The 24,083-nt window shown below is 38.5% G+C and carries 17 protein-coding genes; 5 read left to right on the top strand and 12 right to left on the bottom strand.

All coding sequences use genetic code 11. The features are described from left to right. Positions 1 to 62 precede the first annotated feature (62 nt). Complete coding sequence (gene pepN, locus PH4a_RS13175; RefSeq protein ID WP_129040330.1) at positions 63 to 2,678, bottom strand: aminopeptidase N; 2,616 nt, start codon at positions 2,676 to 2,678, stop codon at positions 63 to 65. A 341-nt stretch (positions 2,679 to 3,019) separates the two neighbouring features. On the opposite strand from pepN, the gene pncB reads away from it, so the two are divergent. The 4 genes from pncB to PH4a_RS13155 all read left to right on the top strand — a co-directional run bounded on the left by pncB (position 3,020) and on the right by PH4a_RS13155 (position 9,019). Next, entirely contained in the window at positions 3,020 to 4,234 is a 1,215-nt protein-coding gene (pncB, locus tag PH4a_RS13170; RefSeq protein WP_129040328.1) for a nicotinate phosphoribosyltransferase, read from the top strand. A 291-nt stretch (positions 4,235 to 4,525) separates the two neighbouring features. After that, the gene (gene asnS, locus PH4a_RS13165; protein ID WP_064719521.1) at positions 4,526 to 5,926 is read left to right on the top strand and encodes an asparagine--tRNA ligase; all 1,401 of its coding nucleotides are present in this window, start codon (positions 4,526 to 4,528) and stop codon (positions 5,924 to 5,926) included. A gap of 341 nt (positions 5,927 to 6,267) precedes the next feature. Then, positions 6,268 to 7,365, top strand: a complete 1,098-nt coding sequence (locus PH4a_RS13160) for a porin (RefSeq protein ID WP_279634822.1) — start codon at positions 6,268 to 6,270, stop codon at positions 7,363 to 7,365. Between the two features lie 463 nt (positions 7,366 to 7,828). Beyond that, positions 7,829 to 9,019 carry an amino acid aminotransferase gene (locus PH4a_RS13155; RefSeq protein WP_129040326.1) on the top strand — a complete coding sequence of 397 codons (1,191 nt, stop codon included), beginning with the start codon at positions 7,829 to 7,831 and terminating at the stop codon, positions 9,017 to 9,019. 98 nt (positions 9,020 to 9,117) lie between these two features. On the opposite strand, the gene PH4a_RS13150 is transcribed toward PH4a_RS13155, so the two are convergent. The 8 genes from PH4a_RS13150 to cmoM form a co-directional block, all read right to left on the bottom strand. Continuing rightward, the gene (locus PH4a_RS13150; RefSeq protein ID WP_129040324.1) at positions 9,118 to 9,768 is read right to left on the bottom strand and encodes an MBL fold metallo-hydrolase; all 651 of its coding nucleotides are present in this window, start codon (positions 9,766 to 9,768) and stop codon (positions 9,118 to 9,120) included. A 37-nt stretch (positions 9,769 to 9,805) separates the two neighbouring features. Then, a complete protein-coding gene (mepK, locus tag PH4a_RS13145) occupies positions 9,806 to 10,354 on the bottom strand; it encodes a peptidoglycan L,D-endopeptidase MepK (RefSeq protein WP_064719517.1) in 549 nt (182 codons plus the stop codon). A gap of 315 nt (positions 10,355 to 10,669) precedes the next feature. After that, a complete protein-coding gene (gene ldtD, locus PH4a_RS13140; RefSeq protein ID WP_244212881.1) occupies positions 10,670 to 12,526 on the bottom strand; it encodes a L,D-transpeptidase in 1,857 nt (618 codons plus the stop codon). A 380-nt stretch (positions 12,527 to 12,906) separates the two neighbouring features. Continuing rightward, a complete protein-coding gene (gene aphA, locus PH4a_RS13135; RefSeq protein ID WP_064719516.1) occupies positions 12,907 to 13,620 on the bottom strand; it encodes an acid phosphatase AphA in 714 nt (237 codons plus the stop codon). A 224-nt stretch (positions 13,621 to 13,844) separates the two neighbouring features. Further along, positions 13,845 to 18,314 (bottom strand): chromosome partition protein MukB, encoded by a 4,470-nt coding sequence (gene mukB, locus PH4a_RS13130; RefSeq protein ID WP_129040322.1) that lies wholly within the window; start codon positions 18,312 to 18,314, stop codon positions 13,845 to 13,847. After that, entirely contained in the window at positions 18,311 to 19,042 is a 732-nt protein-coding gene (gene mukE / locus PH4a_RS13125; RefSeq protein WP_064719514.1) for a chromosome partition protein MukE, read from the bottom strand. Before mukE ends, mukB begins: the two co-directional genes overlap by 4 nt. Next, positions 19,023 to 20,345: a chromosome partition protein MukF gene (mukF, locus tag PH4a_RS13120; RefSeq protein ID WP_129040320.1), complete on the bottom strand. Its 1,323-nt coding sequence runs from the start codon at positions 20,343 to 20,345 to the stop codon at positions 19,023 to 19,025. Before mukF ends, mukE begins: the two co-directional genes overlap by 20 nt. A 9-nt stretch (positions 20,346 to 20,354) precedes the next feature. Further along, positions 20,355 to 21,128 (bottom strand): tRNA uridine 5-oxyacetic acid(34) methyltransferase CmoM, encoded by a 774-nt coding sequence (cmoM, locus tag PH4a_RS13115; protein WP_129040318.1) that lies wholly within the window; start codon positions 21,126 to 21,128, stop codon positions 20,355 to 20,357. Positions 21,129 to 21,502: 374 nt separating this feature from the next. Between cmoM and elyC the strand changes: the two genes are divergently transcribed. Beyond that, positions 21,503 to 22,336, top strand: a complete 834-nt coding sequence (gene elyC / locus PH4a_RS13110) for an envelope biogenesis factor ElyC (RefSeq protein WP_129040315.1) — start codon at positions 21,503 to 21,505, stop codon at positions 22,334 to 22,336. A gap of 78 nt (positions 22,337 to 22,414) precedes the next feature. On the opposite strand, the gene kdsB is transcribed toward elyC, so the two are convergent. The 3 genes from kdsB to PH4a_RS13095 all read right to left on the bottom strand — a co-directional run bounded on the left by kdsB (position 22,415) and on the right by PH4a_RS13095 (position 23,997). Further along, positions 22,415 to 23,176, bottom strand: a complete 762-nt coding sequence (kdsB, locus tag PH4a_RS13105) for a 3-deoxy-manno-octulosonate cytidylyltransferase (RefSeq protein ID WP_129040313.1) — start codon at positions 23,174 to 23,176, stop codon at positions 22,415 to 22,417. A 4-nt stretch (positions 23,177 to 23,180) separates the two neighbouring features. Further along, positions 23,181 to 23,360, bottom strand: coding sequence for a Trm112 family protein (locus tag PH4a_RS13100; protein ID WP_064719509.1), 180 nt, complete (start codon positions 23,358 to 23,360; stop codon positions 23,181 to 23,183). Between the two features lie 421 nt (positions 23,361 to 23,781). Continuing rightward, positions 23,782 to 23,997: a cold shock domain-containing protein gene (locus PH4a_RS13095; protein ID WP_064719508.1), complete on the bottom strand. Its 216-nt coding sequence runs from the start codon at positions 23,995 to 23,997 to the stop codon at positions 23,782 to 23,784. Positions 23,998 to 24,083: the final 86 nt, after the last annotated feature.

Here is a 24,083-nt window from a genome sequence, read left to right as displayed (position 1 = left end):
ATCTGATTACCGTTATGATTTAACACTCTCTATTCATTCATAAAGTGATATTATGCGTGTTATTAATCAGCCAATGCTTTAGTGATTTTTTCATATAAATCACCTGACAAGTTATCTAGCGCTTTTAGCTTTAATAACTCTGCTCGCATTTTTTCCTGACGAGCTTCATCATAACGTTTTAAGCGAATAAAAGGCTCAATTAAGCGAGAAGCAACTTGTGGATTGCGACTATTTAAGTCAGTCAGAATTTCTGTCAATAACAAATATCCAGAGCCATCTTCAGCATGGAAAGCCACTGGGTTATTTGTTACAAAAGCACCAATTAATGCTCGTGTGCGATTCGGGTTAGCGAGAGTAAATGAACGATGAGATAACAAATTACGCACGGTTTGGAGTACATCTTTAGCTGGGCTGGTGGCTTGTAAACTAAACCACTTATCCATGACTAAGCCGTCTTGGTGCCACTTATCATCAAAGGCTTGTAATAACGCCGCTTTACAAGGTAAATCTGCCATAACAGCACTGTGCAATGCAGCTAAAGCATCTGTCATGTTATCGCTATTATGATATTGAGCTTCAACTAATTGATTACCAGTTTGCTCATTTTCAAACGCTAAATAACCCAGACAAACATTTCGCAGATCACGTTTAGCAATATCACCATGATCAACCCGATAAGTACCAATATGCATTGAGTGATAAACCGCAGAGAATTCATCTGCCATTTCTGTTGCTAGCGTTGTACGAATAAAATGCAATGCTTGATGAACAGCTGTGGGATCAATAATGGCAAATGCTTCACCCGCTTCTAAATCTGTTGGCAACGTTAAGATCAATGCGGCTAAAGCGGGATCTATATCTTTATCTAATAATACAGCACGGAAAGCATCAATCACCATGTCAGGTAAAACTAATGCTTCACCTTTTTGCACTCTAGCCACATTTTCTTTTATATAGCGGCCAAGCAGTGATTGCCCAGCATCCCAGCGAGAGAATGCATTACGTGCATATTTCATCAAGAAAGAAAGTTGTTCATCAGTAAATGGATAATCTAATTTTACTGGCGCCGAGAACTCTCGTAATAAAGAAGGAATTGGCTGCTCTGGTACATCGTCAAAGACAAACTGCTGCTCTTCACGTACCACATTCAATACATTAGAAATAGTTTGACCTTGTGAACGCAGTGGGATCACATTACCTTTGGTATCGTATAATTCAATATCTAATGGAATATGTAACGGCTGTTTTTCAGTTTGATCGGCTGTCGGTGGCGTCATTTGACTAACAGTTAGAGTATATTGCTTTTTATTAGCATCATAACTATCACGAACCGTTAGCTGTGGTGTACCTGATTGACTATACCAACGACGGAATAAGGTAAGATCAACATCAGAAGCATCTTCCATCGCTTGAATAAAATCGTCACAAGTTGCTGCACTGCCATCGTGGCGGTGAACATACATATGAATACCCGCTTGGAATCGCTTTTCACCTAATAGCGTGTGGATCATCCGGATCACTTCTGAACCTTTTTCATATACTGTTAAAGTATAGAAGTTATTCATTTCAATGACACTATCAGGACGAATTGGGTGTGCCATTGGGCTTGCATCTTCTGCGAATTGTGCAGTACGCATAACACGGACGTTATTAATACGGTTAACAGAACGTGAACCTAAGTCTGAACTGAACTCTTGGTCACGAAAAACAGTTAGCCCCTCTTTTAGGCTTAATTGAAACCAATCACGACAAGTAATACGGTTACCTGTCCAGTTATGAAAATATTCATGGCCGATAACAGATTCAATACCTAAATAGTCTTTGTCAGTTGCTGTTTCACTTTTTGCGAGCACGTATTTAGAGTTAAAAACGTTTAAGCCTTTATTTTCCATTGCGCCCATATTAAAGAAATCAACCGCGACTATCATGTAAATATCAAGGTCATATTCTAAATTGAAACGTGATTGATCCCATGCCATCGCATTTTTTAGGGATGTCATTGCCCAATCAGCACGATCAAGATTACCTTTATCAACAAAAAGCTCTAAAGCAACGTTGCGACCACTTTTGGTGGTGAAAGTATCACGCAAAACATCAAAATCGCCAGCAACCACAGCAAAGAGATAACTTGGTTTTGGATGTGGATCTTCCCATGTTACCCAATGACGACCATCTTCTAGTTCCCCTTGTGCCTTTCGGTTACCGTTAGAGAGTAAATAAGGATACTGTTTTTTATCTGCGGTGATTGTTGTGGTGTAACGTGCTAATACATCAGGTCTATCTAAATAATAGGTAATATGGCGGAAACCTTCTGCTTCACATTGTGTACACAGCGCATCACCGGATACGTATAAGCCTTCTAATGCCGTATTTGCCGAAGGATTAATCTCATTGATAATTTTTAAAGTAAACTGTTCAGGAAGTTGCTCAATGATGAGTTTGCCGTTTTCTTCTTTATATTGTGTCCAAGCAACATCATTAACAGTTATTGATTTTAATTTGAGATCTTCGCCGTCTAACACTAAAGGTACTAATGTTGAAGCTAAGCGTTTACATTGGCTAATCGCTGTAACCTGTGTATTTTCTTTATCGAGGATAAAATCAAGATGAATATCGGTGATAGTGTAATCAGGAGCGCGGTAATCTTTACGATATTTAGCAATTCTTTGTTGTGTCATAGAAAAAACCTTTTAGTTAACACGACTATTTAACGGTTATATAACCAAAGCTTACTCGTGAAAAATAGCTTTAGCCAGTCGAAACTTCAATTGAAAACATCAAAAGTCAAAGGAATGTTAACAGTTTATTAATAGTTGTAATCAATTTATTTGGTAAATGATGCTAAGCTACTCCCAAATTATGTTTAACGTGGTAAACTGATCGAAGTTTTATAGCTTGTTTTTATGTCGCAGAGAAATATCATCGATTAGTGACTCCATTGTTGTCATATTCGGGTATACTCTCCAACCTTAACGATTTAGCTGACATAAAAACGCTCCGTGAGGATGCTTGACGCGCTATGATTTTAGACGCTACACCGATTATTACATCACTGCTGGATACTGATGCTTACAAGCTTCATATGCAACAGGCCGTATTCCATCATTACAGTGATATTCCTGTCGTTGCAGAGTTCCGTTGTCGGAGTGATGAACGCCTAGGTGAATATGCAACAACCTTGCGCCATCAAGTAAATATGATGGCAGACTTGTCATTGAGCGATGAAGAGTTTGACTATCTTCAGAGTCTCCCTTTTTTCAAAAATGACTATCTGCAATGGTTTAAGCAATTTCGATTTAAACCTGAACAAGTCAACATTTCTGCCACACCAGAAAACCAACTAAGAATTAGGATAACAGGCCCTTGGCGCGAAGTTATTCTATGGGAAGTGCCTTTATTGGCGTTGGTAAGTGAAATTGTTCATCGTGAACGTTCGCCTCAAATAAGCCCAGATGATGCAGTTAATCAATTACGTAAATTAATTAACGTGTTTTATCAAGATGCGGCTGAGCAACAAATAGATTTAGCTGATTTTAAACTGATGGATTTTGGTACTCGCCGTCGTTTTTCTTATGATGTGCAATGTGCCATTGTTGATGAGCTAAAAAATCACTTTCCTTATCTTGTTGGTACTAGCAATTATCATTTTGCTGAACGTATGCAATTGGCACCTGTAGGTACACAGGCTCACGAGTGGTTTCAAGCCCATCAGCAAATTAGCCCTGAATTAGCAAATAGCCAACGAGCTGCGTTGCAATCATGGTTAGATGAATATCCAGATCAACTGGGTATTGCGCTGACAGACTGTATTACGATGGATGCATTCTTGCGTGACTTTGATAGACCTTTTGCAAACCGCTATCAAGGATTACGTCATGATTCTGGTGATCCTATTGAATGGGGTGAAAAAGCTATAGCCCATTATGAAAAGTTGGGTATTGATCCCATGAGTAAAGTGTTGGTGTTCTCTGACAGTCTCGATTTTCAGAAAGCTTTAGTGCTTTATAAACATTTCCATAAGCGTATTCGCCTTATTTTCGGTATTGGAACACGACTCACCTGTAATATTCCCACTATTACTCCGCTTAATATTGTGATTAAGCTGGTAGAGTGCAATGGTAAGCCGGTAGCCAAATTATCAGATAGTCCGGGTAAAACTATTTGTGAAGATGACGATTTTGTTGATAAGTTACGCAAAGCCTTTGATGTTCCACTTGTTAAACAGGCTTGCTAATTCAAATTTATTGGCCTTTTTTTGAAAATCAATCTTGCAACAAAAAAGTAGCTTATAAAAGAAAGGGTATTTACTACCCTTTTTTAGTAAAAAATGCCCCACTTCATCAATGAATCACAAATTTTTATCAATTTATTTTATACAAAGGCTTTTCTCTTCTTTATTCACTCTTTAAACTAAAATTTCCTACTTGTTTCCTGCGCTATTGCAAGTAACATAGAAAAACTGTCCGACAGGGGCAGAGTGAATTAACCAAACAATTATTTTAATTAAACGAAGAGAGATTTATTTATGATCGTTGCGCCTGTAGTTGACGTACTGCAAGGCCGTATCTCGGTTGGCGAAGATGTCACCGTTCGCGGTTGGGTACGTACAAGAAGAGATTCAAAAGCTGGTATCTCATTTCTTACCGTCTATGACGGTTCCTGCTTTAATCCAGTACAGGCCATCATTAATAATAATTTACCGAATTATCAAGATGAAGTGCTGCATTTAACCACAGGCTGTTCTGTGGAAGTCACCGGTAAAATTGTTGAATCTCCGGGCCAAGGACAGAACTTTGAAATTCATGCTACTGCAATCAAAGTAGTGGGAATGGTTGATGATCCGGAAACTTATCCGATGGCCGCCAAACGTCATAGTATTGAATACCTGCGTGAAGTTGCACACCTTCGCCCACGTACAAACTTAATTGGTGCCGTTGCTCGTGTTCGCCATACTTTGGCACAAGCACTACATCGTTTCTTCGATGAACAAGGTTTCTTCTGGGTATCAACGCCTCTTATTACAGCAGCTGATACCGAAGGTGCTGGTGAAATGTTCCGTGTCTCTACATTAGACATGAACAACCTGCCACGTACTGATAAAGGCGAAGTAGACTATAGTGAAGACTTTTTTGGTCGTGAAGCCTTTCTAACAGTATCAGGTCAGCTTAACGGCGAAACTTATGCTTCTGCATTAAGCAAAGTCTATACTTTCGGCCCGACTTTCCGTGCCGAAAACTCAAATACTAGCCGTCACTTAGCCGAATTTTGGATGGTTGAGCCAGAGGTCGCATTTGCTGATCTTAACGATATCGCAGCACTGGCAGAAAAAATGTTGAAATACACCTTTGCTGCTGTATTAGCTGAGCGTAGAGATGATATGGAGTTTTTCGCACAACGTGTCGATAAAGATGCTATTACACGTTTAGAGAACTTTATTACTTCTGATTTTGCTCAGATTGATTATACAGATGCAGTAACTGTATTAGAAAACTGTGGTGAGAAGTTTGAAAACCCAGTTTATTGGGGTGTTGACCTCTCTTCTGAGCACGAACGTTATCTTGCAGAGAAACACTTTAAAGCACCTGTTGTTGTGAAAAACTATCCTAAAGACATTAAAGCATTCTATATGCGTATGAATGACGATGGGAAAACTGTTGCAGCAATGGATGTATTAGCACCTGGTATTGGTGAGATTATCGGTGGTTCTCAGCGTGAAGAGCGTTTAGATATGTTTGATAAACGTTTAGAAGAAATGGGAATGAACAAAGAAGACTACTGGTGGTATCGTGACCTACGCCGTTACGGTACAGTGCCACATTCTGGTTTTGGATTAGGTTTTGAGCGTTTAGTCGCTTATGTGACCGGTGTCGCAAACGTTCGTGAGGTTATTCCATTCCCACGCACACCAAGAAATGCTGATTTCTAATTTTTTTGATTAATTAATATTCAGCATGGCTGTTATGCTGTTTATTTATTATACTTGTTTTACTTAATACTAGAAGCCAACCTCAAGGTTGGCTTTTTTTATGCATGGTCCTTATTTGACGCAAAAGTTCCCTTAAATACACACTTTGAAATACATAGTTACAATTTGTTACACTTTTTTCGTTTTTGTAGCAAATTGGGGGTAGATAAAATTTTTCAGCAATGGAACACTGTCACCCGACACAGACGACACTTAACTCTCATAAATAGTTCCATAAAAATTAAGAAACTATTTCTGGCAGTGGCAAAGGTGTCTGAATAACACCAATGAGGGTAATAATAATGATGAAGCGCAATCTTCTTGCAGTGGTAATCCCAGCTCTGATGTTTGCTGGTGCAGCAAACGCAGCTGAAATGTACAACAAAGACGGCAACAAAGTAGACATCTACGGTAAAGTTGACGTTCGTCATTACTTCGCTGATAAAGATTCAGGTGAAAGCGGCGACGCTTCACGTGCTCGTATCGGTTTCAAAGGCGAAACTCAAATCAATAAAGATTTAGTTGGTTTCGGTCGTTTCGAATATGAAATTAAAACCAATACAACTGAAAACGAAAACAAAGCTAAAACTCGTTTCGCTTACGCTGGTTTTAAATTCGCACAATACGGTTCACTGGACTACGGTCGTAACTACGGTGTAATTTACGACACCAACGCATGGACTGACGTTCTGCCTCTGTGGGGCGGCGACTCAATGTCACAAACTGACATTTACATGACTGGCCGTACTGCTAACGTATTAACTTACCGTAACACTGATATGTTCGGTTACGTTGATGGCCTGAACTTTGCTCTGCAATACCAAGGCAAAAACAACGAAAACACCAACAACACCCGTAAAGACGGTAGCAAAGATGCTAACGGCGACGGTTTCGGTTTCTCTACAGCTTATAACTTAGGCTGGGGCGTAACACTGGGTGGTGGTTACTCAAGTTCAGCTCGTACTTCATGGCAGCAAGACTCTAGCTCAGCTCGCGGTTCACGCGCTGAAGCATGGAACGTTGGTGCGAAATTCGATGCTAACAACGTATACTTAGCAGCTATGTACGGTGAAACCCGTAACATGACTACCTTCAAACAAGGTATTGCTAACAAAACTGAAAACGTTGAGTTAACTGCACAGTACGATTTCAAAGATCTCGGTATCAAACCATCTTTAGCTTATGTTCAATCTAAAGGTAAAAACTTAGATGCTGATAACGCTGCAATTGGTGTTGCTAACGAAGATTTAGTTAAATATATCTCTGTAGGTTCTTTCTACAAATTTAACAAAAACATGACTGCAGTTGTTGATTACAAAATCAACCTGCTGAAATCTGATAATGCTTTAGGTCTGAACGACGACAACGTTGTTGGTTTAGGTCTGACTTACCAGTTCTAATTACCGCTTAAGGTAATTAACAGTCAAGTTAATTGATTTGAAAAGCAACACTTCGGTGTTGCTTTTTTAATGCATTACTTTCTAATTTTATCTCAAGACCCCCTTCCCTTAGCGCTTTACTAGGTTTCCTTTTCTAATATCATTACAATAATAAAAAACAATTTCCCGCTATTTTTATTACTCACCATTTTATTATTTTGACTATATTTTATTTATTTACTTGTTTTAGTTGATAATTTAAAAAGTATATCGCACTAAATTATCAATTAATTATAGTCGTTATTATTACATGTTAATGTAATCACAGGATATTTACTTAATTACATCTTGATTTGCTATTTATTCTCACTTAGTTCACAACTTCTTGTTAATTTCTCTACAAACAGTTGGCAAAAACCTGCCATAGCGGTACTCTTGTTACTCATATTTCGGCTTCGTTTTGAGCTAAGGGAACAATTACACTATGTTTGAGAAAATCATTGCTGCACCAGCTGATCCAATTTTAGGTTTGGCTGATAGTTTCCGTTCTGATACTCGTGAAAACAAAATCAACTTAGGGATTGGTGTTTATAAGGATGAAACAGGCAAAACACCTGTTTTAACCACTGTTAAAAAGGCAGAGAAATACCTGTTAGAAAACGAAACCACCAAGAATTATCTTCCTATTAGCGGTATTCCAGAGTTTGGCAATGTTACCCAAGCACTTTTGTTTGGTGAACAACATCCCATTATTACTGAAAAACGAGCTCGTACAGCACAAGCACCCGGTGGCACCGGTGCCCTACGTATCGCAGCTGACTTTATTGCTAAACAAACTACAGCTAAACGCGTATGGATAAGTAATCCAACATGGCCAAATCATAATAATATCTTTGAAACTGCAGGCCTCGAAATCTGTAATTACAATTATTATGATGCAACGAATCGCTGCTTAGATTTTGAAGGTATGTTAGCAAGCCTTGCGAAAGCACAAGCAGGCGATGTGGTGTTATTTCACGGCTGCTGCCATAACCCAAGTGGTATTGATCCTACAGAAGATCAATGGCGTCAATTAGCCACACTTTGTGCTGAAAAAGGCTGGCTCCCTGTTTTTGACTTTGCTTACCAAGGTTTTGCTCGTGGTCTTGAAGAAGATGCACAAGGTTTACGCTTATTTGCAGAGAAGAATCCTGAGCTAATTGTGGCTAGTTCTTACTCTAAAAACTTTGGACTCTATAACGAACGTGTTGGTGCTTGCACTATCGTCACTAAAGATAGCGATACCGCAGAAAAAGCCTTTAGCCAGGCAAAAGCAATTATTCGTGCTAACTACTCTAACCCGCCCGCTCATGGTGCTTCTGTTGTTACTACAATTCTTTCTAATCCGGCATTGAAAGAAGAATGGATCGAAGAACTAACAACGATGCGCGAACGTATTCAGCGTATGCGTCAGCTATTAGTTACCACCTTACAAGAAAAAGGTGCAAAACAAGACTTCAGCTTTATTATTGATCAAAATGGCATGTTCTCCTTTAGTGGACTAAATAAAGAGCAAGTTGAACGTCTACGTGCTGAATATGGCATTTATATTGTAGGTTCTGGTCGAATTAACGTTGCAGGTTTAACGCTTGAAAATATGGTTCCATTATGTGAAGCCATTATTGCTGTGCTCTAATTTTTAATAGAAAGCGTAAGCAGCAAACCAATAGACAAAAAAGCCTTTTCATATTGAAAAGGCTTTTTTATTTAAATTTGATTAGCTTAAATAGCTAATTACCAGATTGGCATCTCATCTTGTAAAAATGGATTATATAAACGCTCGTGACCTAAATTAGACATCGGTCCATGACCTGGAATAAACTGATAATCGTCGCCTAATGGTAAAACTTTATTTTTGATAGATGCGATAAGATCTGCATGGTTACCACGAGGGAAATCAGTACGACCAATGCTTTCACGAAATAAAACATCACCCATAGAAATTAATTTACTTTGATGATTAACAAAAATAATATGCCCTGGTGTATGACCCGGACAATGCAATACCGATAACGAAATAGTCTTACCAACTGTTATTGTATCGCCTTCATTTAACCACTGATCAGGTGAAAAAGATTTTCCACCCGGAAAATTAAACATACGGCACTGCTGCTCTAACTCTTCTAATAAAAAGTTATCATCTTTATGTGGCCCATAAACGGGTACATGAAAATGTTCAACAATTTGTGCAGTTCCTGCAACATGATCAAAATGGCCATGTGTTAATAATACTTTTGTTAATGTTAACTGACGCTGTTCAATTTCTGAAATAAGCGTTTCAACATCGCCACCCGGATCAACTATTGCTGCTTCCTTCGTTTCATCGCACCAAATTAAAGTACAATTTTGCATATAGTTTGTCACAGGTACTATGTGATACATCATAAAATACTCCGCTCTTTAATAACTGAATCTCAATAGATTACCATGAGCGAACAGGCCCTGTATCAATATGCACAAAATTACTTCGTGGGTAATAGCCTACACCGCCTGCTTTCATTCTTAATGCAACTTGGCGAACTTTAGATAAGTCAGTTCCGACTAAACGAAAATCCATTGCTTGCCCACGAGTATGGTAACTTTTCTTAGCTACACCACTACTACTTTGGCGTAAGTTATTATTCGTCACTAAAGAACGATAACCGGAAATAAGCTCAACAGGTTTATTATTATTAAGCATTACTTGCAGAAGATAAATTTGATCAAACAATGCGGGATCTATCGTTTTAATTTTATTTTGGCGATAGTCTCTAAATAAGTGATTTAGTTTAGACAGTTCTTGTTTATTGTAACGTTTGCCATCAAAAAACTCGGCTTTAATAGTTTCGCCAGTATTTAAATTATTAAAGCGGAGAATTTTTGGACGAGGTGTTGCTAATGAAGCAAATGCATGAGAAGGAAGTAAACCTAAACCAACCGCCGCCATACCAAGGCCAAGCCACTTTCGACGCTGTGAATCAATGATATCCATAGTATGTATACTCAATCAAGAATTATTCAGAAGGAAGAACCTTTATTATGACAATATTTTTCTCGAATTGTTTCCTGTTGTTTGTATAGTATTGTAAATAATGCAATATTTTCATTTACAGTAACTCGACATGCTAATTAATTAGTTATTTGTACTAAATGCACTTTTATTATTCTATATTCCTGAGGAATTAAAAAATAGTTTATCAATTAATTATAATTTTATAACTTAAATTAATTTATTGATTCTTATAAAAAACCAGGAGTAAATTTAAATTACCCCTGGTTTATTTTTATCGCGTTAGTGACTTTTATATTATAGATGTTGCTTAATATTGACTAAATAAGGTTCTGCATTTGAAATGCTTTGGTCATAAGAATAAATATCTGCGCGATATTGTGGCTCATTTTCCTGAGCAACCCAAGCTGTTTGATAATATAAATAAACGGGAATACGTTCTGGGATTGGCGCATATTGTGTCGCTCCACGTTTTAATGCGGCATCAATACGATCTTGCTTCCATCCTGCATCACCTAAAAGAATAGAAGCTAATTCAGATGCTTTATTTACACGAATACACCCAGAACTAATTGCTCGCATATTTTTTGAAAATAATGTGTGGTTAGGCGTGTCATGTAAATAAATTGCCTCTGAATTAGGCATATTAAATTTATAACGCCCTAATGAGTTAGTAGGCCCAGGTGCTTGCCAAATACGATAAGGAAAATTAGCCGCACTCGTATTCTGCCAATCAATATCATAAGGGTTTATTGGATATGCATCATTACCCCAACCCGAATAAATGGTATAGCCTTTACGGCTAAAATAACTTGGGTCTGCTTTTCCTCGAGGAACAATATCTTTGCGTGTCATACTGGTGGGTACATTCCACGGCGGATTGACGACCACATTATTAAGTGCACTGCTCATAATTGGGGTTTTTCTATCAGGACGCCCAACAATAACCTTAGAATCTAAAATAAGCTCATTATTAGCATAAAAATAAAGCGAAAAATCAGGAATATTAACCCAAATACCTGTATCACCGATAGCAGGCGTTAAACGCAAACGTTGTATATTAAGTGCCATAATACTTGCACGTTTAGCGGGTGTGGTATTTAGCCAAACACGTGTTTGTTTACCTATAACACCATCCGTTTCTAATCCATGCGCAGCTTGAAATAATTTTACGGCAGCAACTAACGACGCATCATATACCGTTGTGGCAATTTCCTGCTCATTAGCACCAAGTTCTGGTAATAATTTAAGATTGCGCAAAATTTGTCTAAGTGCAACGACTTCTTCTGCTGATTGATTAGGTTTTAATGAGCTCGTCCCTTTCATTTCTGGCCAAACAACGTCTTGATGAAGTTGCTTACGCATTTCGTTTTTCATTAATGCGTAATAAGGATGAGAGGGTGCAAAAGAGATAACAAAACCACCTAGTGTGGCATTTTTGATATTTTGCTGAAAGTCGGTTACTGCTTTATCGGTAGGTGCAGTTAATGTTTGCACGGATCCACGATAAAGTAACGAGGTACCGGATTTATTCACTTGATCAACAAAGTTGATATAGCCTAAAAATGCATCTGATAAAATAATATCGCGCCCTTCTTGGCTTAACCCCGGTGTATCTAGCTGTGCTAACCAACGTCCAAATTGTGGCTGAATACCCGAAAGTGCAACTTCAGCAATTTGCTGTTGTAACTGTTCTGTTATTTTTTCATCTTGCCAGATTAATGCCAGATTATTACTTTGATAAACTTTAGTCAGTTGATTGAAATAGAGTGGCTTAAATTCTTGAGGTATCCGTGACTGTAATTTAGCCCTCACTTCTTGTTCTGGAATTAAGGACGTTTCGGCTGTAATAGCAGTAGGTGCTGCATTATTTTCAGAAACCAGAACAGCAGGATCATTACTAGGAATGGCTACTGTTGTTTCATTTATTGGCGCTGGAGTTGTTGTTTCACTCACAGGAACAAGTGTTGTAATTTCACTTACAGCTACCGGAGCCCTAGCATCATTTACAGAAGCAGCCGTTGTCGCTTTCTCCTCTGAAATAGATAACTTTATAGGTTCGCCATTTTCTGTCGCTATTACATTTTGCGCAGAAAGAAGTGTGCCTATTACAACTGAATACACAATTGCTCGTTTAATTTGTCGTTGCGCCATAAGTCCTCTTGCCCTCTTTCCCTTATTATTATTCTGGTATCCTAGAATATTAGATGAGATAGAAAAAGAGTTTTATAGGAATAAACTAATATTTGTAAAGTTTTATAAGTTTCTTACGGGAATATTCTTATAAAATAATCATAAAATGACTATTCCATTAGTTTTAACACCTCTGAATATATAAAAACGAAGAGTATAAAATAAATAAAAAAGAATTCTTGAGCATAAAAAACAGAAAAAATGAAAAGTAAAAATAGAAGATGGTAGCTCAATAAATGATCAGGGCGAATTACAGTCAATTAAAATAATAAAATATTAAAATAGAAAAAGGCGTAGTTTCCTACGCCTGACAAATAAAGGTAAACAAAAACACACAGAGATTAGTATTCTGAATTGATAACTACTTCTTCACCAAATTGACCTGCTTTAGGCAATGGTTGGTAAGATGAGTTAGCAGCACGTAAAATACGAATACCACGGATATTTAATTCATCTGCTGCGGCGATATCTGCATCAGCATCACCGTAGTAAATTTTCAGTTTATGATCACGCATCCAGCTTACTTTGTTATTTGCACCAGGTTGATCACCAGCAAAAATAACAGCCTGCATTTTATCAGCAGGAATATTTAAACCTTCTTGAACGTATTTAGTCACAGTCTCAGTTTTAGTTTGAGTACGGCCTGTGATGAAATAAACAGTATCGCCACGTTTTAAGTGCATCTGAACAAGATCGATACCGACTTGTTTAGGCATACTAAATTTATCCCACTCGTTGTTCATTTTTTCCCAGAATTCTGGGTTTTTCAGGTAGCTGAAATCATTTGGAGAATATTCCAGTTTACCGCGAAAGAATCCTGGACTTGAGAACAGAACGGTATCATCGATATCAAAACCAACAGCCATTGGTGGTTGACCAGCTAGGCTTTTCTCAATATCTGCAACAGACACCCAATTAATTGGTTGTTGTTGTGCTAATTCAGCAACAGTAACACCCGGGCTTACGACTTCTGGCATATGAACTTTGGCCATTGCTGCGCCATTTAGGCTCAACGCTAAAGCTATCGCACTCAAAGTTAACGTGACTTTACGCATTCTCTTTCCTTTAATTTTTATGTTAATCACATACGCGGACAATCATAGACATCAGCATTACATTTAAATGAGATGCAGCGCACGTTATGCCATTTATGTTTTCAATTATTTGTTAATTTACTTTCATTTTTTGATCTATCTAACACTTTGAAAAAAGAAGGCGCTACCGGAATAACCCAGTAACGCCTTCTTATCACTATTTCTTGTTGAATAACAAATTGATACTAATCTGCTACTTCTGTTATTTCAGTAACATTTGATGATGTAGTTTTATCTTTTTCGCTTTGTTGACCAAAACCTTTAAGCCCAACAACATGTACGTGCTCAGTTCCATTAGATACTTTACGTACTAATTTATAGGTTGTCCCTTTTTCAGGGCTAATATTTTCTGGTGCGGCAATAATAAGCTGCATATCTAATCTGTCGCATAACTCAAACAGTGTAGCGATAGATTTAGCATCTAAACGAGCCGCTTCATCGAGGAATAGCAAACGACAAGGTGAAATATCTTTGCCACGTAAGCGACGAGATTCCTCTTCCCAACTCTGTACAACCATCACCAGAATCGACATCCCCGTACCTATTGCTTCACCCGTAGATAAAGCTCCGCTTTCTGCTTTTAACCACCCCTCTGGCCCACGATTAACTTCAACATCCATTTCAAGATAGTTACGATAATCGAGTAACTCTTCACCCACGGTTTGTGGCATGCGCTGTCCAATATCAACTTGTGGATTCAAACGTTGATAGAGTTTAGCCATCGCTTCTGAGAAGGTTAAATTTTGGTTTTTGAACAAGTCTTGATACTGGTTATCTTCTTCTGATAACACATCAAGTAACACTTGATGGCTTTCACGGATATTAACGTTTAAGCGAACGCCTCGCACTTGACCAAATGACACCGCTTGTAAGCCTTGGTTAAGCATACGAATACGATTTTGCTCACGCTGAATAGTTTTACGAATAATATTCGCAACACTTCGTGAACTAATTGCCAGTTTTTGCTCTCGACTTGTCAGTTCTTCAGTTAAACGTGCCAGCTCAATTTCCATTTGCTCAATAGCATCAACAGGATCATCCGTTTTGATAATATCTTGACGAATACGTTCTCTAAGATGTTGATAAACTGCAATGAAGAACTGAACCTTACGATCTGGGAATTTAGCATCTTCTGAACGACGTAATGCATCACGTAAATATTCATTATCAGCAACAGCTTGACGCAGTGCACCTAACGCTTTATCCGACATTGAGCGTAATTCATCAGCAGAAAGATAAGCAAAGTCACGACGATGTAAACGACGCTCCATGCCATTTTCTTTTACCAAACGCATTACTGCACACCAACCCGCTTTTGCACTAACAACATGTTCGCGAATTTGCAAATAATCACGTTCAAGTTTACGAATTTTCTTCGTCATATTATCGCGTTCAGCTTCACTCAAGGCGATATCACGCTCAAGTTGACTAATACGAGTACGGTTAATACTTACCGCTGAATAGCGTTGATCTCGCAATTCTCTAGCACGCGTTTCGGCACTTGCATCAACATGAATACCCGTGTCTTTCATTTCTTGCTCAAGCTCTCTTAATAACTCAGACTTGGTATCAAAAGAACTCTTTAGTGAGGCGAGAACTTGATTAAATTGAGCGTACTGAGCTTGTTGCTGACGATATAACTCACGGGCTGTTGTGCGCTCGGTTTCTGCCATTTCTAAACGATGACGCAATTTTTCATTAAGATCGCTGTTTTCACTCACAATCTCGACCGCATCGCTGTAACTAAAGTGAGCGCGACGTTGTACCACTTCCACCAGCAAGAAAGCGTGTTGTTGATAACGCTGTTGCTCGGTTTTAGCTTGTTCGTAATCTTTTGTTAATTGTTCATGCTCTTGCGGATCACTTTGCAAAATAGCCGCTATTGGCTCTAATGTTGCTAACGCTTTTTCATGGCGCTGCAAATAACGCATAGACTCTTCAGCAACATAAAGTTCTTCGCGCAGTTCTTCAACACGATCAATTAATGTCTCATCCATCAAGATATTAACTTGTGGGATCAGTTTATTTAGCAGCGCTAACGATTCTTTCGCTTGCGCATAATGCTGACGTTGCTGCTGAGTGCTTTCTTCGTACTGTGCCAGAGCTCTTTCAATTTCATTGCGACGCTGATTTAACTGACGAATATCTTCTTCAGGATCAGCTTCAAAAGCGACAGAAATATGTTGCCCAACAAATTGACTGAAAGCATGATGGGCGCGCTGAATTTTTTGCACATCAAAAGCTTGTGTCGCATACAGTTCAGATAATTCATCACGTTGATACGTTAAAATTTCTAATTGGCTTTCACGAGCAGCGCGACCAAAAAGTGGAATTTCTGGGTAACGAGAGTAACGCCATTGTCTATCTGAACTTTTGATTAGAACAGCTTTATCCATTTCTTGTGCATTGAACACGCTGTCATCGAAAGATTGAGGGTCACCTTCAATAAAATAGAGATCTTCAGGACAATCTTCTAATGTTGCTAATTGTTCTTGAACCGGTGCGAGATCTTGTACCACAATAGCATGGCGAGCAGGGCCATACAGTGCGGAGAAATATGGCGCATCTTCTAGAGTAATATCATCGTAAATTTCTGATAATAAAACACCGTTAAAACGCTCAGCTAATGTAATCAGTCGGCTATCTTCAGCACCGCTTGGCTGACTTAGACGCTCAATTTGTGCTTCAATCTGTTGTTTACGTGCTGCCGTTTCATCCCGTAATACCGTGGCTTCACGCTCTTTCTCAAGTAACTGCTGCATATATTCAGTTACTTGATGCCCTGTTTCGAAAGATTGATTTGTTTGTTCACATAATTGAGTTAGCGCATCTTGTGCCGCAATCCAAGCTGGGGCTTGCTTGGTTAATTTTTGAATTTGCTGTTTTAGCTGATCTAGCTCTTGTCGCATTTGCATGCGTTGTTCGCCAGATTCGTTGACATAATCACTCAACTCTTCAATTTTTGCTTCTAATTCATCTTGTAAAATCAATAAATCATCTGGATCCATTGCGTTACCATGATGTTTATTAAATTCTGCAAGTTGTCTTTGCGCATTATTTCTTTGCTGTAAACGCTGCTCTAATTCTGCCAACTGCATTCTGATAGGATGAACCCTATCAGCTTGATGTCGATGTGAAGACCACTCGCGCAATGCATTTTTTGCAGCGCCCCACGCATCTTGGCGATTAACTTCACCAACAATTGAGCTAATTAGCTTATATGCCTGATCAAACTGAGTTTTTGCTGCATCAGAAACATTTAGTTTCTGCTCCATAGAAAGTAGCGTATGAGTGATAGTTTGTATCTTATTTTGAATACGGTTAGCCCACTCTTCGGCGTTGGTTTCATCTAAATCATCGATACCACATTGCGCTTTGGCACGCTCTAACGCTTGTACAGCTTGACGATATTGAATCGCTCGCGTTTGTTGCACATCCAATGCTTGTTGATAATCTGCTAACTGATTTTTCAGTTCATCAACTTCTTCTTCTGCTGATTCAACTCTTGCTTCTAGCTCTTCTTTCTTTGATGCGGCTTCTTCAACAACTTCACTTTGTTCTTCTAAACGAAATGTTATCTCTTCAACATCAGCAACATAACGATCAATTTTCTCTTGCTGGCGAACTGCGTTTTGCACCAGATTTAATCTATCGCTTGCTGCTTGATAGTCTGCTTCAAGATCTGAAGATAACGCTTGTTGTTCTTCAAGCTCTTTACCCATTTCCACAAAGCGATACGCTTCGTTATTAATCGATTTACGCTGGCTCCATAATTCTCGGCGAACATTCAATGCTTCATCAAGATGAACCCGTCTTTCATTAGCATGGCGCATATAATCAGCGGCAACATAGGAGGTTGCCTCAGTGATTAAATGTTTAAATAAATCACGGTCTGATTGAGTTACACGAATAGCCTCGAGTGTCATGCGGTTTTCACGCAATGCCCCTTCCATATCCTGGAATGCTTTTCTGACACCACTATTTTCAGGTAATAAATAGTCACGTAAAGAACGAGTAATGGCGCTAGAAATACCACCATATAAAGAAGCTTCAATTAAGCGATAAAATTTGGCTCGATCACTGGCTGATCGAAGACGTTTAGGGATAACCCCTAAATCGAACATAACAGCATGGAAATCTGTAATTGAGTTAAATTGTCTAAATACCACGCCATCTATCGCTTCAACTCTTTCTTTTAATTCGTTAAGCGGTAAAACACGTGCTTGGCGCTCAGCAACGGCTTGCGTTAAGATTTCCGTTGGATTTTCAGCCATTGGTAACCCTTGGATCATAAAGGGTTTTATATCAACTTTTTTATCTCTTCCTGCAATTTGTTGCAAGCGTACACCTACAACCGCACGTAAATGGCGAGAGTTAATCACATCCAATACAGCGTAACAAACACCAGGGCGTAATTTACCGTACAAGCCTTTATCACGTGAACCACTCGTAGAACCTGCTTCTGTGGTGTTACGGAAATGAAGTAAGGTGAGGTCTGGGATCATAGCAGTAATAAAAGCTGCCATGGTGGTTGATTTTCCTGCACCATTACCACCCGATAATGTGGTCACTAACTCATCTAAATCAAACGTACGAGCAAAAAAGCCATTCCAGTTGATTAGTGTTAATGAGCGAAATTTTCCCCGTTCAATCATTTATTTTCTTCCTCCGCATCATCCTCATTGGCGTGCAATTGCTCATCTTCATTTTCGTCATCATCATTGGATAATGCCGGCTCACTTTCTAGCGCCATTGCTTCACCATCGCGGATCATGCGTAATTGAGCTTCAATAGGAGAGTCACCACTACGAACATCTGCACCAAAGCGGAACACTGACTCAGTTATTGAAAAACGTTGCATATCATTTTGTAAAAACGCGATCATACCTAAACGACGTAAGCGGTTTAGTGATGTTCTCATTTTTTCTTGTAGTTTTTGCAAGTCTAAATCAGAGCCTGTAGAACGCTGGTTGACTAAACGAAGCAATTTGGATTCATCCGCAAGAGTACGTAATTCATCAAACAATTCTTGTACGGTAAAAATCCCCTGATTTGCTAATCGCTCTGGACTAAGGTAGAGGTAACACAAAATTTTACCCACCAGCATATCCATTTCTGCAAGTACTGAACGAGGAATAAGTGTGGTTGAACGTGGACGAAGATAGAAAAAACCTTCAGGTGCTCGAATTAATTCGACGTTATAACGCGCATAAAAATCGGATAACTCATCTTGAAAATCCATCAAAAAAGCATGGTTATCTAGATCATCTATACCAATATGCCGACCTGCACGTAACTGACTATCCAGTTCAGGGAAAAGTGAGTTCGCTAACGCCTGTGCCAGTTTTGCTGGCATAAATTGCTCAGTATGTATCGATGACATGCGCCTGTACCTTAGCTCCATATTCGTTAATGTCTGACCATTTTGCAGGTAATCCTGCAAGTTCAGCTTGTGCTACACCCAATCGTACCGCCTGATCAATGACAATACGCGCCACATCAAAATGTTTTTGTTGTGGATAATGGTGAAGAAATTCAACCAGCACTGAACCGAGATCTAACGCTCTTTTTTCTAATTTATAAGAGGCGAGTTCTTGTTCAACCCATTGGGTTATTTGCTCATTAACTTCACTGAACATTTGATATTCTAATTCTTCAGGTAACTCACCTGTAACTTCTTCATCTCGCAATGTTAGTTCTTCATCGCGCATATCAAAAAGTCTATCTGCATTGGCATAAGTTAATGCCCACGGGCTTTCAAAATAATTTTGTACTGACTGGCGTAATCGGCGTGAGAAAATCCGATTTTTATCCATATCAATCGCTGTACGAATAAATTTATGAACGTGTCGGTCATAACCAATCCATAAATCAATGGATTGCTGGCCCCAACTGATAATTCGGTCTAACTTACTTTGTAATTCAAAAACGAGTGTATCAATTTGCTCTACATGCCCTGAATTCATATTCGCTTCTTGAATACGTAAAAGGTTAGCTTGTAGCTTATCACCGGCGGCTTCAAGGGTATCTTGTAGTTCTCTTAACGTACCTGATGTTTCTGATAACAATTGTTCGCAACTTGAAATTGCAGCTTGCCAATCTTGATTTAGTAGCTCGGCAATATCTTCTTTTACGCTGTTTTGCTGCTCGTCCATAATACGTTGAGACAAGTCGATACTATCGAAAATTTCGGCAACTGAATATTTTAAAGGGGCAAAGACATTCCGATGCCAGTGATATTCATCACCCCCATCCTCTGCTGAACTTGCAGCAGAATCTAATTCACCTGCAACAACAGAAAGCTGCATTGATAATCGTAATGATGAAAATTCACGTTGGCGAATATAATAATCACTAATACCAATACCTAATGGCGTTAAGCGATAAATCGCATTACCTTCTACCAGTTCACTAGTAAAACGGTTAAAGAGGCGCTGTTTAACCATATCGTTAATGGCATTATTAGCACGTACCTGAATCGCTTCGGCTGGTTGTTCAAAGCCCTTGCAAACCTCTCTAAAAGCGTCAATCAACTCACCTTCACTCATCTCACCATCAAGGCGTTCGCTGTTTAATACAGCAACTGCCATCAAAAAAGCTAATCTTTCAGGTGGCAGTGAAATCGAGAAATCATTTTTTCTCGCCCAAGACACTAACTCAGGAACGGTCTGGGTAAAATCACTCATAGTACATCCTTAATTTACACACTTTTGTGCCATGACATGAATGTAGCGCCCCAGACTTATATAGGGCTCTTGCCGACAATAACGCTGCTCTAACGCAAGCAACGCAGGGAAATCTTTATTTTGTAGCTGACGACTTTGCAAATAATCATGAAAAACACGTACACCTGTTTTTCCTAGTATATTCATCGAAAATTCAGACAGCCATTGATAAACATCTTCAGGTTGTAATGGATTTTGAGGTGACAACGACCGTTTTCTTCTACGCGGTATTTCAGGGGCCGCTAAATGAAAATTCCCTAAAATAGCATTTCTCATTACAATTCCGTTAGCATTGTAAAACATCAACGATAAGATACCATTAGGCAGTAGCATATCGGTAAGAACATTTACGGCATCTTTCTGATCCGTGATCCATTCCAATACTGCATGAAACAAAATTAAGTCAAGTTTTTCATCTACATGCTGTTTAATATCTTGAGCTGCACAGCAAATAAATGTCATATTTTGCACAACGCCATCTTCCATTGCTGCTTCTTCTGCTCGATTAAGCATTTCTTGAGATAAATCACATAAAATGATTTGATGCCCAAGTTTTGCAAGTTGGCGAGAAAAATAACCTTCGCCTCCACCAGCATCTAAAATGCGCAAAGAACGATTAGGAAATTGAGTCAGTAATTGTTGTAAATCTTGCCAAATCACTGCCTGACGGATTTTACCTTTTGTTGTGCCATAGATATTGCGAGAGAACTTATCAGCAATATCGTCAAAATTACGATCTGACATTAAAACGCCTCATGATAACGACCTGTTACTGCGCTCTTTGCATTCTGATAAATTCAAAAAATATGAGACACTGTGCTTCATTAAAGACAACAATTTTACCAGTGTTCTATGATACTGACTGTTTTCTATAAAGAAATAAGCCATGAATCAGACTATTCGCAAAGCGCTGTATAAATATAACGCTTATTAATGAAAAAATTAACGTTCAAACGTTTATCGTTTTATAAATTATTAACTGCTTTTGATTTCTACCGGCTAGAATTTAGAAAGATAGAACGCTATTGCCTATTTTGACACAGCGCTTCTTAAATCCCCTAGTTTTCACTAAGGTTTTGCTATCAATTGCATGTATTTCATTCAACTCAGGATAATTTATGCTGTTTTTGCTCAAAAAATATATTGGTAGCTTATTGATGCCTTTTCCTTTGTTACTACTTGTGGCTTCTTTTGCTCTTATCTTACTCTGGTTTACTCGCTGGCAAAAAACAGGAAAAAGCTTGCTCACAGTAGCCATATTTTTATTGGCTATTTTAGGAATACAACCCATCGCCGATACCTTATTGATGCCAAGTGAAAAAGAGTATCAAACTCGTTATGAATTACGAGAAAACTCACCTGCAGAAGTTAACTATATTGTCGTTTTAGGTGGTGGGTTTACTTATAACCCTGAGTGGGCACCAAGTTCTAATCTATTAAATAATAGTTTATTTCGAGTTGCTGAAGCGGTACGCCTTTATTATCGCAACCCTAACGCAACCCTTATTTTTACAGGTGGTGCTGGGGTAAACAAAATAAGTAGTGCTGAAGTTGCTGCCCAAGTTGCTCAATCTTTAGGAGTACCGGCGGATAAAACCATTGCATTATCCATTCCTAAAGATACAGAAGAAGAAGCTTACGAAGTTGATAAGCTAATAGGTAAACAGCCTTTCTTATTAGTTACTTCAGCTAATCATTTAGCTCGTGCTGAGCGTTTCTTTTTAGCCCGTGGAATGCAGCCTATTGTTGCGCCAGCTAATCAGTTAGCTATCACAACACCACTACACCCTTGGGAAAAATACATTCCTTCAGCAAGCTATTTTCAACATAGCGAACGCGCGTGGTATGAATTTTTAGGATCGATGTGGCAATCAATTAAGCCTGCGGGGCAACCTGCGGTGATCCTAGAGAATGAAAAAGCTAAGAATAAAGAGATAAATGCTAATAACTAGATCGTTATTAGCTTTAACTACAAAAACGGCACTCTAATTATATTGAGTGCCGTAGAAAAATTATTTTTTAACCAAATATTAGAACTCTTGGTTAAGGGCTCTATATGCTGCTCTTGCTGCAATTAAGTCATCTTGTGTATCAACACCTACACCAGGCACTTCTAATGCTTTCGCAACATGGATCTTTTCGCCATACCACAGAACACGAAGCTGTTCTAACATCTCGATAGATTCCAACGGGCTTGGTGCCCAATTGATATAACGACGGACAAAACCTGCACGATAAGCATAAATGCCGATATGACGCAGATAATGCTCACCAATTTCATCATGGGATAAATTAAAACGGTCACGTTCCCAAGGAATAGTGGCGCGAGAAAAATAGAGAGCAAACCCTTTAGCATCCATTACCACTTTAACAGCATTGGGATTAAAGGCTTCTTTTGAGTCAACGATAGGCACAGCAAGTGTTGCCATTCCTGCACCACAATTAGCTAAATTTTCTGCAACTTGGCTAATAATAGCAGGAGGAATAAGGGGTTCATCCCCTTGAACGTTAACAATTATCTCATCATCTGCAAATTGATATTTTTCAATCACTTCAGCTAGGCGTTCTGTACCTGAGTGGTGATCTTCACGGGTCATACACGCTTCACCCCCCGCATTTTCAACTGCAGCCACCACATCCAAATTATCTGTAGCTACAATCACACGCTGCGCACCAGAGCGCTTTGCTTGTTCCATTACGCGAACAATCATAGGTTTGCCATGAATATCAGCTAATGGTTTGCCGGGTAAACGAGTCGATGCATATCGACCAGGGATAATGACCGTAAACATGAAATTATCTTTCCTCTTCTAGTGACAATTCTCTTGCTTCATTTTCTAGAAGAACGGGGATATTGTCACGAACAGGATAAGCTAAATGATCAATTTTGCAGATAAGCTCTGAATTTTCTTTATCAAAGATAAGTTTGCCATGACAAACTGGGCAAGCAATTATTTCGAGTAAACGGTGATCCATGTGTCCCTCACAAGGGTTAATCATTTATATGCCAAAAGGATATCATAAGGAAGGATCAGCGTTAATACTCTAACTCGCTCGTTTAGCGATTATTATGCAATTATTTTTTGCTATTAATAATTTTATTATTTTCTTTTTCACTATCAGCAACAAAAAAACCACATCAAAGTGGCTTTTTATCGATTAGGATACAATATCATTAATAAAGAATTACATTCGACTTTTATTGATAATAATTTAATCATTTTATTATCTTTATTGCATTCTAATTAACTTAGTGAGTTTCATATTATCTTCTAAACATGCTTATGATGTTCTTCATTAAACCCAGACCAAAAGATAACTAAAAAACAATAATGTAAACAATAGGAAAAAGATAATTTAACCTATTGTTTTACCTATAATTTAGTATAGATAGTAATTAAAAGCCGATAACATCAGCAGCTTCTAAGCCTGCCGCAGTTCTGATAACAGAAAATTCAACATGCTGACCTTCTGTTAAAGCTTTATTTTTTGTATTGGCTATCGCTTTTTTATTGACGTAAATTTCTTGTTCAATATCCGTTGATACAATAAGGCCGTAACCTTTATTAGTATCAAACCATTTAACGCGACCCATAATTAATTGTAATGTCATGATAGATAAACTCCTTTTGTTCTTTGTATAGTTTTATTTCACTACACAAATGCATCCTACTTTTTATTAAGTCTTCTTATATAAAA

Source organism: Proteus hauseri (assembly GCF_004116975.1).
Taxonomy (GTDB): Bacteria; Pseudomonadota; Gammaproteobacteria; order Enterobacterales; family Enterobacteriaceae; genus Proteus; species Proteus hauseri.
The sequence above is the reverse complement of the archived record's forward strand: the minus strand, read 5'-3'. Positions and strand labels throughout refer to the sequence as shown.